General features: G+C 68.7%; 12 protein-coding genes and 1 tRNA gene. 7 read left to right on the forward strand and 6 right to left on the reverse strand.

Annotated features, from left to right (window positions below; translation table 11 throughout):
- Positions 1-130: 130 nt before the first annotated feature.
- The 5 genes from ABLE93_RS16120 to mmsB all read left to right on the forward strand — a co-directional run bounded on the left by ABLE93_RS16120 (position 131) and on the right by mmsB (position 4,536).
- The gene (locus ABLE93_RS16120; RefSeq protein WP_348840865.1) at positions 131-1,627 is read left to right on the forward strand and encodes a CoA-acylating methylmalonate-semialdehyde dehydrogenase; all 1,497 of its coding nucleotides are present in this window, start codon (positions 131-133) and stop codon (positions 1,625-1,627) included.
- A 74-nt stretch (positions 1,628-1,701) separates the two neighbouring features.
- Complete coding sequence (locus ABLE93_RS16125; RefSeq protein ID WP_348840866.1) at positions 1,702-1,926, forward strand: FitA-like ribbon-helix-helix domain-containing protein; 225 nt, start codon at positions 1,702-1,704, stop codon at positions 1,924-1,926.
- An 8-nt stretch (positions 1,927-1,934) separates the two neighbouring features.
- Entirely contained in the window at positions 1,935-2,348 is a 414-nt protein-coding gene (locus tag ABLE93_RS16130; RefSeq protein WP_348840867.1) for a type II toxin-antitoxin system VapC family toxin, read from the forward strand.
- 1 nt (position 2,349) lies between these two features.
- The gene (locus tag ABLE93_RS16135; protein ID WP_348840868.1) at positions 2,350-3,492 is read left to right on the forward strand and encodes an isobutyryl-CoA dehydrogenase; all 1,143 of its coding nucleotides are present in this window, start codon (positions 2,350-2,352) and stop codon (positions 3,490-3,492) included.
- Positions 3,493-3,636: 144 nt separating this feature from the next.
- Positions 3,637-4,536: a 3-hydroxyisobutyrate dehydrogenase gene (mmsB, locus tag ABLE93_RS16140; RefSeq protein WP_348840869.1), complete on the forward strand. Its 900-nt coding sequence runs from the start codon at positions 3,637-3,639 to the stop codon at positions 4,534-4,536.
- Positions 4,537-4,574: 38 nt separating this feature from the next.
- Here mmsB and ABLE93_RS16145 read toward each other — a convergent pair whose 3' ends face one another.
- Positions 4,575-5,012 carry a DUF805 domain-containing protein gene (locus ABLE93_RS16145; RefSeq protein ID WP_348840870.1) on the reverse strand — a complete coding sequence of 146 codons (438 nt, stop codon included), beginning with the start codon at positions 5,010-5,012 and terminating at the stop codon, positions 4,575-4,577.
- Positions 5,013-5,258: 246 nt separating this feature from the next.
- Between ABLE93_RS16145 and ABLE93_RS16150 the strand changes: the two genes are divergently transcribed.
- Positions 5,259-6,260, forward strand: coding sequence for an alpha/beta fold hydrolase (locus ABLE93_RS16150; protein ID WP_348840871.1), 1,002 nt, complete (start codon positions 5,259-5,261; stop codon positions 6,258-6,260).
- Here ABLE93_RS16150 and ABLE93_RS16155 read toward each other — a convergent pair.
- From ABLE93_RS16155 to ABLE93_RS16175, 5 genes are all read right to left on the reverse strand, one after another.
- Positions 6,239-6,315: transfer RNA gene (locus ABLE93_RS16155), tRNA-Met, on the reverse strand. The genes ABLE93_RS16150 and ABLE93_RS16155 overlap by 22 nt on opposite strands.
- Positions 6,316-6,421: 106 nt before the next feature.
- Positions 6,422-7,066: a class I SAM-dependent methyltransferase gene (locus ABLE93_RS16160; protein ID WP_348840872.1), complete on the reverse strand. Its 645-nt coding sequence runs from the start codon at positions 7,064-7,066 to the stop codon at positions 6,422-6,424.
- A 35-nt stretch (positions 7,067-7,101) separates the two neighbouring features.
- The gene (gene mnmA / locus ABLE93_RS16165; protein WP_510183040.1) at positions 7,102-8,304 is read right to left on the reverse strand and encodes a tRNA 2-thiouridine(34) synthase MnmA; all 1,203 of its coding nucleotides are present in this window, start codon (positions 8,302-8,304) and stop codon (positions 7,102-7,104) included.
- Positions 8,305-8,458: 154 nt separating this feature from the next.
- Positions 8,459-8,854, reverse strand: coding sequence for a VOC family protein (locus tag ABLE93_RS16170; RefSeq protein ID WP_348840873.1), 396 nt, complete (start codon positions 8,852-8,854; stop codon positions 8,459-8,461).
- Between the two features lie 34 nt (positions 8,855-8,888).
- A complete protein-coding gene (locus ABLE93_RS16175; RefSeq protein WP_348840874.1) occupies positions 8,889-11,696 on the reverse strand; it encodes a [protein-PII] uridylyltransferase in 2,808 nt (935 codons plus the stop codon).
- A 155-nt stretch (positions 11,697-11,851) separates the two neighbouring features.
- Here ABLE93_RS16175 and ABLE93_RS16180 point away from each other — a divergent pair, with 155 nt between their 5' ends.
- Positions 11,852-12,403: a hypothetical protein gene (locus ABLE93_RS16180; protein WP_348840875.1), complete on the forward strand. Its 552-nt coding sequence runs from the start codon at positions 11,852-11,854 to the stop codon at positions 12,401-12,403.
- Positions 12,404-12,535: the final 132 nt, after the last annotated feature.

The raw sequence follows: 12,535 nt of genomic DNA on the forward strand, positions 1-12,535 counted from the left end.
TTGCCGTAGATGTGCACAAAAAGATACGCCAATGTGCCGGCCAACGAACGCCGCCCCAAAGCGGCGTCCATCGTGGGGAAACGCATTTCCCGAAGAACGCTTCAAGAAACGCTCAGGAAGGACACGCATCATGCGCGAGATCGGCCATTTCATCGGCGGCAAGCACGTCGCAGGCACCTCCGGCCGCTTCGCCGACGTCTACCAGCCCATGACGGGCGAGGTGATCGCCCACGTGGCCCTCGCCTCCAAGGACGAGCTGGCCGCCGCTGTCGCCAATGCCAAGGCCGCGCAGCCCGCCTGGGCCGCCACCAATCCCCAGCGCCGCGCCCGCGTGCTGATGAAGTTCCTGGAACTGATCCACCGCGACTACGACATGCTGGCGGACCTGCTCGCCCGTGAGCACGGCAAGACCGTGCCCGACGCCCGCGGCGACATCCAGCGCGGGCTGGAGGTGATCGAGTTCGCCATCGGCATCCCGCACCTCATGAAGGGCGAGTTCACCGACGGCGCCGGCCCGGGCATCGACATCTATTCCATGCGCCAGGCGCTGGGCGTGGTGGCCGGCATCACCCCGTTCAACTTCCCGGCCATGATCCCCATGTGGAAGTTCGGCCCGGCCATCGCCTGCGGCAACGCCTTCATCCTGAAGCCGTCCGAGCGTGATCCCGGCGTGCCCATGCACCTCGCCGAGCTGATGCTGGAGGCCGGCCTTCCCCCGGGCATCCTCAACGTGGTGAACGGCGACAAGGAAGCGGTGGACGGCATCCTCGACCACCCGGACATCCAGGCGGTGGGCTTCGTCGGCTCGTCCAACATCGCCCAGTACATCTATGCCCGCGGCTCGGCGGCGGGCAAGCGCATCCAGGGCTTCGGCGGCGCCAAGAACCATATGATCGTCATGCCCGACGCGGACATGGACCAGGCCGTGGACGCCCTCATCGGCGCCGGCTACGGCTCCGCCGGCGAGCGCTGCATGGCCATCTCGGTGGCGGTGCCGGTGGGCGAGGAAGCGGCCGAGCGGCTGCTGGAGAAGCTCGTTCCCCGCGTCGAGAACCTCAAGATCGGCCCCTCCACCGACGCCAGCGCCGATTTCGGCCCCCTCGTCACCCGCGAGGCGCTGGACCGCGTGCGCGGCTATGTGGACATCGGTGTCCAGGAAGGCGCGAAGCTGCTGGTGGACGGCCGCGGCTTCAAGATGCAGGGCTATGAGAACGGTTTCTACATGGGCGGCTGCCTGTTCGACCACGTGACCGCCGACATGCGCATCTACAAGGAGGAGATCTTCGGACCCGTCCTCTCCGTGGTGCGCGCGCCCGACTACAAGGAAGCCCTGCGGCTTCCCACCGAGCATGAATATGGCAACGGCGTCGCCATCTTCACCCGCGACGGCGATGCCGCCCGCGACTTCGCCTCCAAGGTGAACGTGGGCATGGTGGGCATCAACGTGCCGATCCCGGTGCCGCTCGCCTATCACACCTTCGGCGGCTGGAAGCGCTCGGGCTTCGGCGACCTGAACCAGCACGGCCCGGACGGCGTGCGCTTCTACACCAAGACCAAGACCGTCACCTCCCGCTGGCCCTCGGGCATCAAGGACGGCGCGGACTTCGTCATCCCCACCATGGGATGAGGCGGCGGCCTATCCCTCCCGTTGCGAGATCATGCTATCATTTTTGATAGCATGATCTTCACGAGGAGCGGGCCATGGCACAGGTGTTGGTGCGCAACATTCCCGACGAGACCCTCAACGTCTACCGGGAGCGGGCGAAACGGAACGGCATCTCGCTCGAGCAGGAAATCCGCAACCTGCTCGAGAAGAACCGGCCCTACACGCCCGAGGAGCGGGTGGCGGTATCGCGTTATTTCCGCTCTCGCACCAAGCCTTCGCCTTCGCTGACGCTGGACGAGATCCGTGAGGGGTCGAAGTGAGCCGTTGCGTGGTGGACGCATCCATCGCGATCAAATGGTTCTTCGACGAGGGAGACCAGACGGAAGCGGAAGCGCTTGTCGCGTCCGGGACTGAATTGCTGGCCCCTGTGCTCGTCCAGACCGAGGTCGCCAACGCCTTATGGAAGAAGCGCCGGATAGGAGCGGTGACGGTGACGGAAGCGGTAGACATCTGCGCGCAGCTGCCGGCGTTCTTCCAGCGCCTGCTTCCGGTCGAGCCATTGCTTCCCTTTGCGGTCGAGCTGTCGTTCCGGCTCGATCATGCCATCTACGACTGCATTTATCTCAGCCTCGCCCGCGAACTGGATTGCCCTTTCGTCACCGCCGACGGCCGTCTCGCCCGCAAGGCGGCGAGCGAAAAGGACCTTCCCCCCATTCTTTCCCTCTCCTCCTGGCGCCCCTGATATGTTCACGCTCTCCGAGGACCACATCGCCATCCGCGACATGGCGCGCGATTTCGCCAACGAGCAGATCGCGCCCTACGCCGTGGAGTGGGACGAGAAGAAGCACTTCCCCGTCGAGCAGCTGCGCGCCGCCGCCGCGCTCGGCATGGGCGGCATCTATGTGCGGGAGGACGTGGGCGGCTCCGGCCTCACCCGCCTCGATGCGGCGCTGATCTTCGAGCAACTCGCCACCGGCTGCCCCGGCACCTCGGCCTATCTCTCCATCCACAACATGGCGACCTGGATGATCGACCGCTTCGGCGACGAGGCCCAGCGGCGCAAATGGGTGCCGCGCCTCGCGAGCATGGAGCATTTCGCCTCCTATTGCCTGACCGAGCCCGGCGCGGGATCGGACGCGGCAGCGCTGAAGACCAAAGCGGTGCGGAACGGCGACCATTACATCGTCGACGGCCAGAAGCAGTTCATCTCCGGCGCCGGTACGTCCGACGTCTATGTGGTCATGGTGCGCACCGGCGGGGACGGCCCCAAGGGCATCTCCACCCTCGTGATCGAGGCCGGCGCGCCGGGCCTCTCCTTCGGCGCCAACGAGAAGAAGATGGGCTGGAACGTGCAGCCCACCCGCTCCGTCGTCTTCGAGGGCGTCAAGGTGCCGGTGGAGAACCGGCTGGGCGAGGAAGGCGAGGGCTTCCGCATCGCCATGGCCGGGCTCGACGGCGGCCGCCTCAACATCGGCGCCTGCTCGCTGGGCGGGGCGCAGGCGGCGCTGGAGAAGACGCTGTCCTACATGCGCGAGCGGAAGGCTTTCGGGAAGCGCCTCGACGAATTCCAGGCGCTGCAATTCCGCCTCGCCGACATGGCCACCGAGCTGGAGGCCGCCCGCACCTTCCTGTGGCGCGCCGCCGCCGCCCTCGACGCCAAGGCGCCGGATGCGACGCAGCTCTGCGCCATGGCCAAGCGCATCGCCACCGACCGCGGCTTCGAGGTGGCCAACGACGCGCTGCAGATGCATGGCGGCTACGGCTACCTGTCCGACTACGGCATCGAGAAGATCGTGCGCGACCTGCGTGTCCACCAGATCCTCGAAGGCACCAACGAGATCATGCGGCTCATCGTGTCCCGCGCGCTGATCGCGCAGGGGAACTAGAAAATCGCCCTCTCCCCTTGGAGAGAGGGGGGGTGGGGTGAAGGGTGTCGTGCGCCGTTCGGGCGGCGACATTGGCTGCAGCCAGCCCCTTCGCCCTCATCCCTTCGCAAGGGGGAGGGGTCATCCGATTGGGAGGAAACCATCATGGCCACCATCGCATTCATCGGCCTCGGCAACATGGGCGGGCCCATGGCCGCCAACCTCGTGAAGGCGGGACACACCGTCGCCGGCTTCGACCTCGTGCCCGCCGCTCTGGAGCAGGCCAAGACGAGGGGCGTCGGCATCGCCGAGAGCGCCAAGGCGGCGGTGGCAGCGGCGGACGCGGTGGTCACCATGCTGCCCTCGGGCAAGCACGTGGTGGGCGCCACCACCGGCGCGGACGGCCTGTTCGCGGCGGCGAAGCCGGGCACGCTGTTCATCGATTCCTCCACCATCGACGTGGCTTCCGCCCGCGCCTTCCACGAGGCGGCCAAGGCGGCGGGTCATGCGAGCGTGGATGCGCCGGTCTCCGGCGGCGTCGGCGGGGCGGAGGGCGCGACCCTCACCTTCATGGTGGGCGGCACCGACGAGGCGTTCGCGGCGGCCAAGCCCATCCTGGAACTGATGGGCAAGAAGATCGTGCATTGCGGCGGCGCGGGCGCGGGTCAGGCGGCGAAGATCTGCAACAACATGATCCTCGGCATCTCCATGATCGCGGCGTCCGAAGCCTTCGTGCTGGCCGAAAAGCTCGGACTCTCGCACCAGGCGCTGTTCGACGTCGCTTCCACCTCGTCCGGCCAGTGCTGGTCCATCAACACCTATTGCCCGGTGCCGGGGCCGGTCCCCACCAGCCCCGCCAACCGCGGGTACGTGCCCGGCTTCGCGGCGGCGCTGATGCTGAAGGACCTGAAGCTGTCGCAGGAGGCGGCCGAGACCGCCGGCGCCGCCACCTCGCTGGGCGCCGCGGCAACCGCCCTCTACACCGCCTTCGCGGCGGAAGGGAACGAGGGCAAGGACTTCTCCGGCATCATCGAGTGGATCCGCACCCGCGCCGACGAGACCTGAAGGGGTCGCCCGGTCCCCCACGGGGCCGGGCGCGTCGCTCAATAGGCCGGCAGCAGCGGCGGACCGTAAGCGTTCGCTCGCGGCTCGGAGGGCTGCACCCACCAGAACAGCAGCACGAAGAAGCCGAACGGCACGAACATGATGAGGAACCACCAGCCGGTGCGGCCCACATCGTGCAGCCGGCGCACCGCCACCGCCAGCGACGGCAGGATGAGGGCAAGGTGCACGATGCCGGTGAGCCAGTGCGGCACGGCGAAGACGTACCAGCCGTGCATGGTGGTCATGTCGCCGTCCGTCCCTGGAGCGATGCCGGCCGTGGTCATCGACCCGGCCATGAGCATGCCGCTGATGAAGATGGCAGCCACCTCCACCAGGAGGGTGAAGACCCAGAACCACCAAAATTCGCTGCGCGGCGCCCGGCCCTGAAAGCCGGCATATTGGGTGAGGCAGCTGCGGACTGCGGCAGTAAACGTCATGGCCCCCTCCTGGAGCACGCGCCGATCTGATTGCATCGCAATCAGATCGGATCACGCGTTCTCTTTCTTAGAGTCAGAGGGCGATTTACCGATCACGTTGATTCAACTCGATCGGATCGCGCTCTGGCGGCGCAGGATGACCCTGCGGCTGCGCTGGAATACCTATAGCCGAACCGCACCCAGGCGGCCACGCTGCGGCGGCCGGAGCGGTTGGCGGGTGTTGCGGCTGAAGGCGGGAGCATGGGCATGCGCGGGCTTGCGTTGATCGTGGGAGTGGCGGTACTGGCGGGCGCGGCGGTGGTCGCGCGTCGGTTCGCCGCGGCCCACGCGCGGGCGCTCGCGGCGGTGTCGCGCGGCAGCGAGATCGCCCGGCTTCCCGGCAGTGCCGTCGAATATGCCGACCGGGGCGAGGGGCCGGTTCTGCTCTCCATCCACGGGGCCGGCGGCGGCTTCGACCACGGCCTCGCCTTCGCCGACGAGCTCATGGGCGAGGGCTTCCGCGTGATTGCCCCCTCGCGCTTCGGCTATCTGCGCACCGCCGCGCCCGACGGCGCCGAGGCGCCCGACGGCGGCATCGCCACGCAGGCGGACGCCCACGCCGCGCTGCTCGACCATCTCGGCCTCGACGGCGTCATCGTGATGGGTCTTTCGGCGGGGGCGCGCTCGGCGGCGGCGCTGGCCATCCGCCATCCCGGGAAGGTCCGCGCTTTGGTGCTGATCGTGCCGGCACTGGACGCCCCGCACAGCCCTGTCGCGACCGATCCGACCGCAGGCAACCGCCTGGTGTTCGCCGTGCTGAAGGCGGGGGGCGACTTCTTCTGGTGGCTGATCGGGGCCCTCGGTCCCAACATGCTTATCCGGTTCGTCGGCGTGCGGCCGGCGCTGCTGGAACAGGCCGGTGAAAGCGAGCGCAAGCGCGTGCTGGCCCTCGCCGCCGCCATCGCGCCGGTTTCGGCGCGGGCCGCGGGCATCCGGCTTGACAGCGCCTGCCCGCATCCGGTGCTGCCGCTAGAGCGGATTACGGCGCCGACCCTCATCATCTCGGCGCGCGACGACCTCTTCAATACCCTGCCGGCGGCGGAGCTGGCCGCAGCGCGGATACCGGGCGCGCAGTTCATCGCCTACGACACTGGCGGCCATCTGCTGGTGGGACGGGCGGCCGAGACGCGCGCTGCGGTGCGGGCGTTTCTCGATGAAGCGGCGGCGATTGAATCGGGCGGTGCGGGTGGTAGCAGCGGGCGGACTTGAACCGCCGACCTCCGGGTTATGAATCCGGCGCTCTCACCAACTGAGCTACGCTGCCACAACGCGAACACGGCGCGCGCGGCGCCGGGAGACGCGCATATAGGGGCGGCGCCTCGTGGGTGTCAAGAAATCCGGGCGGCGGTTTTCCAGCACCCGGGCGGGCTTCAGGCCGCGGCCTTCTTGATCCGCACCAGCTTGAAGAAGCCCACCGGGAACACCGGGGAAATCTCGATCACCTTCATGTCGGGATATTTGGCCGCCCAGTTCTTCAGGCGGCTCGCCTTGAAGGCGATGCTCCAGCCGACCTTCTTCACCAGCGGCGCCAGCGCCGCCTCGATGTGCATGGTGGGGCCCTCGTCCGCCCCGAGCTTGGAGGCCACGATGATCTCGCCGCCCGGCTTCAGCACACGGTACATCTCGTCCAGCGCGCCCTCCGGGTCCGGCACCAGGGTGATGACGAAGGGCACGGTGACGGCATTGAAGCTCTTGTCGGCAAAGCCCAGATGGCAGGCATCCATGGCGGCGAGCAGGCCCACCTGGGACAGGGAGCGCTCGGCCTTCTTCTCCACCGCCTTCTGGAGCATGTGGAACGACAAGTCGATGCCGGTCACCCGCGCGCCGGCCGGGTAATAGGGCAGCACCAGCCCGGTGCCGACGCCCACCTCCAGGATATCGGGACCGCAGGCGGCGGCTGCGGCTGCGGCCTTGCGTTGGGCGTCCGCCAGCAGCTTCACATAGACCTTGTCGTAGATGGGCGCCCATTTGGCGTAGACGCGCTTCTGGCCTTCGAGATCGTATTGCACCGCCATCGTCAGCTCTCCCGTCCCGACGCCATCCGCTTGCCTCAGGCGACCTCGGCGACCGCCGTCGCCATCCGTTCCGCCTTCACGATCGTGCCGCCGCCCAGCAGCCGGGCGGCCGCGCCCGGCGCATCGTAGAGCACGCAGGCCTGTCCGGGCGCAACGCCTTCCTCGCCCGCGGCGAGATGCACCAGCGCGCTTCCGTCCGCGGCGCGGCCGAGCCGGGCGGTCACGGGCGGCCGGGTGGACCGCACCTTCACGAACACCTCGGCCTCGGCGGCGAGCGCCTCGGCGAAGGGGACGTCGCCCAGCCAGTTCACGTCGGCCATGGAGATGGCGCGCACAGCCAGCGCCTCGCGCGGGCCGACGCGCACCTCGCGCCGCGCGGCATCGATGGCGACCACGTAGAGCGGCTCGGGAGTAGCGATGCCGAGCCCCTTCCGCTGGCCGATGGTGTAGTGCATCACGCCCTTGTGGCGGCCGAGCCGGCGCCCGTCCAGATGGACGATGTCGCCTTCTTCCCCGGCCTCCGGGCGCAGCCGCTGCACCACCTCGGCATAGTCGCCGCCGGGCACGAAGCAGATGTCCTGGCTGTCGGGCTTCTCCGCCACCGGCAGGCCGAAGCGGGCGGCGAGCGCCCGCACGTCCGCCTTGCGCATCTCGCCGAGGGGGAAGCGCAGGCGGTCGAGCTGGGCGTCCGTGGTGGCATAGAGGAAATAGGACTGGTCCCGCGCCTCCTCGGCGGCGCGGTAGAGCGCGCGCCGGCCATCGGGCAAGGCGCGGCTCGCCACATAGTGGCCGGTGGCAAGATAGCGTGCGCCGAGGTAGCCGGCCGTGGCGAGCAGGTCGCGGAACTTGACCGTTCGGTTGCAGTCGACGCAGGGGATAGGGGTGACGCCGGCCGCATAGCTGGCGGCGAAACGGTCGATCACCTCCGCGCGGAAGCGGCTTTCGTAGTCCAGCACGTAATGGGGAATACCCAGGGTGCGGGCGACTTCGCTGGCGTCGTAAATGTCCTGGCCCGCGCAGCAGGCGCCGGCGCGGTGGGCGGCCTCGCCATGGTCGTAAAGCTGGAGGGTGACGCCCACCACATCGTAGCCCGCATGGGCCAGGACGGCGGCGACCACGGAGGAGTCGACGCCGCCCGACATGGCCACCACCACGCGCGTGGCGGCGGGATCACCGGGCATGTCGTCGCCCAGAAGGGCGGCGCCGGGGAGGGCGGGGAAGGGGGCCGTGGCGTCCATGGGCTGCTTCAGATCGTCCGTCCGGGCGGACGCGGCCCCAATATAGGAGCGCGCGGCCGCGACGCAAATCGTTCGCAACTGACTGCACGGTCAGGGCGGCGAAACCGAGGCGGCGGCTGACCTTAAGATCGTGCCGGCGCCAGACGCCGGCAGCTCACTCCAGATTGAGCTGCCACGAGACGCCGAAGCGGTCGCTCACCCAGGCGAACTTGCGGCTGAAGCCGTAGGCGCCGGGCGGCATCAGCACGGCACCGCCCTCGCCCAGGGCCGCGAACAGCCGGTCGAGCTCCCCCTCATCCGCGCAGGTGACGAACAGGGAAAAGGACGGCGTGAAGGTGAAGCCATGGGCCATGGGGCTGTCGATGCACATGAAGTGCTGGCCGCCGAGGGAAAAGCGCGCGGTCTTCACGCTGCCTTCGGGGCCCGGCTCGCCGGGGCCGTAGCGCACCACGTCCTCCACCACGCCGTCGGCAAACAGGCTAGCGTAGAGGCTCATCGCCTCCTGCGCCCGGCCCTCGAACATCAGAAACGGAGTGACGCGTGCCGTCATGGAGCGCTCCAGTTGAGGGAGGGGCGGAGCAACCTCAAGCCCGGGCCATGCGTCGGGCCGCCGGCTCCTCGTCCTCCGCCGGCCCCTCGAACACCCCCACCAGCGCCCGTCGGATGGTGGACTGGCGCGCCGCGCCGGTGATCTTCGCGCCGAGGAGGTCGGTGACGTAGAACACGTCCACCGCCCGCTCGCCGAAGGTCGCCACATGCGCCGAGGCGATGTTGAGGTTGAGGCGCGACAGGGTGTTGGTGAGGGCGAACAGCAGGCCGGGTCGGTCGAGGCCGGAGACTTCCACCACCGTGTGGCGGTTGGACCAGCTGTTGTTCACGGTCACCTCGGGCTCCACCGTGAAGGTGCGGCGGCCCTTGGGCAGCTTCTTGGCCATTACCTCGGGCAGGCGCACCTCGCCGGTGAGGGCCTGCTCGACCGCCTCCTGGATGCGGGCGGCGCGGCGCAGCTCGTCGGCGTCATGATCGAAGGCGCGGCGGATGGCGATGGTGTCCAGCGCCAGACCGTCCGTAGTGGTGGAGATGTGGGCATCGACGATGTTCGCCCCCGCCGCCGCGCAGGCACCGGCGATGATGGACAGGAGCTTGGGATGGTCGGGCGCCAGCACCGTCAGGGTGGTGATGCCGCGGCCGGGCTCCAGCGCCGCATGGGTGGCGATGGAGCGGCCCGCGCTTTCTGTCTCGTCCACGAAGCGGGCGTGACGCAGCTTGGTGTCGAGATCCACCCGCAGCCAATAGGGCGGATAGTGCCGCGCCACATAGGCCGCCACCTTCTCATCCGACCAGTCGGACAAGGCGGCGCGGAACTGGCCCTGGGCGGCGATGACCCGCTTGCCGCGGTCGACCTCCGAGAAGCCGCCGGTGAGAACCGGCTCGGTCTCGTAATAGAGCGTGCGCAGGAGCTGGGCCTTCCAGCCGTTCCACGTGCCCGGACCCACCGCCTTGATGTCGGCGGTGGTGAGGATGGTCAGAAGTTTCATGCGCTCGAGGTTTTGCACGACGGCGGCGAAGTTCTCGATGGTCTTGCGGTCGGAGAGGTCACGGGACTGGGCCACCTGCGACATGACGAGATGCTGCTCCACCAGCCAGGCCACCGTCTCGGTCTCCACCGGCGAAAGCCCGAGCCGCGGGCACAGGCGCCGGGCGATGCGGGCGCCGGCCACGGAATGGTCCTCGGGACGCCCCTTGGCGATGTCGTGAAGCAGAAGGGCGACGTAAAGCAGGTTGCGGTTCTTCAACGTGCCCATGAGGTCGTTGGCGAGCCCGTTGTCCGGGTTCACCTTCCGCTCGATCTCGGAGAGCACGCCGATGCAGCGGAGCAGGTGCTCGTCCACCGTGTAGTGGTGGTACATGTTGAACTGCATCATCGCCACGACCTTGCCGAACTCCGGCAGGAAGCGGCCGAGCACGCCCACCTCGTTCATGCGCCGCAGCACCGTTTCGGGCGCGTTCTTCGAAGCGACGATTTCCAGGAACAGGCGGTTCGCCTCGGCATTCTCGCGCACGTTCGCGTCGATGAGCGCCAGCGAGCGGGTGGCGAGCTGCATGGCGTCGGGATGAAGCGCGAGGTTGCGCTTGTCCGCCACGTGGAAGATGCGGATCAGATTGACCGGGTCGCGGCGGAACGCCGCCTCGTCGGCCACATTGAGGCGGTCGTGGTCGAGGATGAAGTCCGGCGTGTCCTTCAGCGTGATGCGGCGCGATCCGGCGCGGAAGCGCTCCACCATGCCCTTGAGGCCCGGCACCGGCTTGTCGTGACGCGCTTCCAGTCCGGCGGAGAGTATGGCGGTGAGATCGCCCACATCCTTGGCCACCAGGAAGTAGTGCTTCATGAAGCGTTCCACGTCCTTCTGGCCGGGATGCTCCGTATAGCCGAGCCGCTGGGCCATCTCCCGCTGCAGGTCGAAGGAGAGGCGGTCCTCGGCGCGGCCGGTGAGGAAATGCAGGTGGCAGCGCACCGACCAGAGGAAATCCTCGCAGCGGGTGAAGAGCCGGGCTTCCTCGCGGGTGAATACGCCCTTCGCCACCAGCTGGCTCGTGGTCTGCACGCGGTAGACGTATTTGGCGATCCAGAACAGGGTGTGCAGGTCACGCAGCCCGCCCTTGCCGTCCTTCACATTGGGCTCGACGAGATAGCGTGACTGGCCAGAGCGGCGCAGCCGCTCTTCCCGCTCGCTCATCTTGGCGGCGACGAACTCGGCCCCGGTGCCCTCCACCACTTCCTTGTCGAAGCGCTTCTCCAGATCCTCGAACAGGGCCTTGTCGCCCACCAGATAGCGCGCCTCCAGGATGGAGGTGCGGATGGTGAAGTCGGCTCGCGCCTGGCGCAGGCACTCCTCCACCGATCGGGTGGCGTGGCCCACCTTCAGTCCCAGGTCCCACAGGATGTAGAGCATCGCCTCGGCGACGCTCTCGCCCCAGGCGGTCTGCTTGTAGGGCAGGACGAACAGGATGTCGGTGTCCGACCCCGGGGCCATCATGCCCCGGCCGTAGCCCCCCACCGCGGCCACGGCCATGCGCTCGGAGCGCGAGGGGTTGTCCACGGGATAGAGGAAGGTGGTCGCTACCTCGTAGGCGCTGGTGATCACCGCGTCCTGCAGGGCCGAAAGGCGCATGGAGCAGCAGCGCCCGCAGCCGTCCTCCTTCAGCAGGCGCTCGGCCGCGGCCCGGCCCTCCTGCATGCCCTTCTTCAGTCGGGCTACGACGGCGTTGCGCAGGTCGAGGTCCCGCCCCTTGTGGGCAGCCGCGATCTCACGGATCTCGGCCTTGAGCGCCTGGCCTTCGAAGAGCTCGCCGATGACACGGTTGGCCCTGGGGGTACGAGAAAGTGACATTATCGGCGATCTGGAAGCAAAAGGGTCAATCCAGTTTCCATCATTACCGCAATCGAAGCCCGGCCGCGAGCGGCCCGGATGCCATCCATCGTGCCGCCCCGATCTTCCTGCAAGGTGACGGTGCGGCACATAAGGTTGCCGGATCGGAGAGTGACGTGACGCTTTGGTCAGAGACGGGCTTCGTGGGGGAAGGCGGGGCGGAGGCAGGAAGGCGTCCCGCCGCGTCCCGGCTTGCCGCCACGGCAATGTTCGCCGGCGTCCTGCTGCTGGCGCCCTTGACCGGCGGCGGCGCCAGCTCCGCTCTGGCCGCCGCCGCGGCGGTGGGGCGGCCGGCGGTGGCGCGGCCCGCACCGGTGGTGCGCGCTGCCCCGCGTCCCGTGGCGCCGCGGGTGGTGACGCCCCGCCCGGTCACGCGTCCTGTTGCCCGTCCCGCGCCCACGGTGCGGCCGGCGCCGGTCGCGACGCCGCGCCCCGCCCCGGTGCGCCCGCCGCGGCGCGTGCGTCCTGCAGATCCGACGCCCCTCGTCCAGTCGCCCCCCTTCCGCACCAACGCACCCACCGGCGCCCAGCCCGGCTTCGGTCCGCCCCTCGGCTTTCTGCCGAGCGGGCTCGCCATGCCCATTGTGGGGCCGGCGCCCAAGCCCAATTCCTGCTGGTTCTACACCACCCCCACGCGCAACATCGGCTATTGGAACACCTGCCCGTGACGCAGCGCGCGGCGGCCTTCCCCGCCGACCTGCCTTAACGCGACCTTCAGTCCGGGGCGCCTAGGCTCTGCGGGTTCATTTCTGCCCGAATTCTGTGGTGGGAACCGGAGACGGCGGCGAGCAACGGAAGCG

It is taken from the genome of Xanthobacter pollutisoli (assembly GCF_040044995.1).
GTDB lineage: Bacteria > Pseudomonadota > Alphaproteobacteria > Rhizobiales > Xanthobacteraceae > Xanthobacter.

Bases quoted from the DNA above. Each gene is read 5' to 3' on its own strand.
- ABLE93_RS16120 (WP_348840865.1), top strand. From the start codon at position 131: ATGCGCGAGATCGGCCATTTCATCGGCGGCAAGCACGTCGCAGGCACC.
- ABLE93_RS16125 (WP_348840866.1), top strand. From the start codon at position 1,702: ATGGCACAGGTGTTGGTGCGCAACATTCCCGACGAGACCCTCAACGTC.
- ABLE93_RS16135 (WP_348840868.1), top strand. From the start codon at position 2,350: ATGTTCACGCTCTCCGAGGACCACATCGCCATCCGCGACATGGCGCGC.
- mmsB (WP_348840869.1), top strand. From the start codon at position 3,637: ATGGCCACCATCGCATTCATCGGCCTCGGCAACATGGGCGGGCCCATG.
- ABLE93_RS16145 (WP_348840870.1), bottom strand. From the start codon at position 5,012: ATGACGTTTACTGCCGCAGTCCGCAGCTGCCTCACCCAATATGCCGGC.
- ABLE93_RS16150 (WP_348840871.1), top strand. From the start codon at position 5,259: ATGCGCGGGCTTGCGTTGATCGTGGGAGTGGCGGTACTGGCGGGCGCG.
- ABLE93_RS16160 (WP_348840872.1), bottom strand. From the start codon at position 7,066: ATGGCGGTGCAATACGATCTCGAAGGCCAGAAGCGCGTCTACGCCAAA.
- mnmA (WP_510183040.1), bottom strand. From the start codon at position 8,304: ATGGACGCCACGGCCCCCTTCCCCGCCCTCCCCGGCGCCGCCCTTCTG.
- ABLE93_RS16170 (WP_348840873.1), bottom strand. From the start codon at position 8,854: ATGACGGCACGCGTCACTCCGTTTCTGATGTTCGAGGGCCGGGCGCAG.
- ABLE93_RS16175 (WP_348840874.1), bottom strand. From the start codon at position 11,696: ATGTCACTTTCTCGTACCCCCAGGGCCAACCGTGTCATCGGCGAGCTC.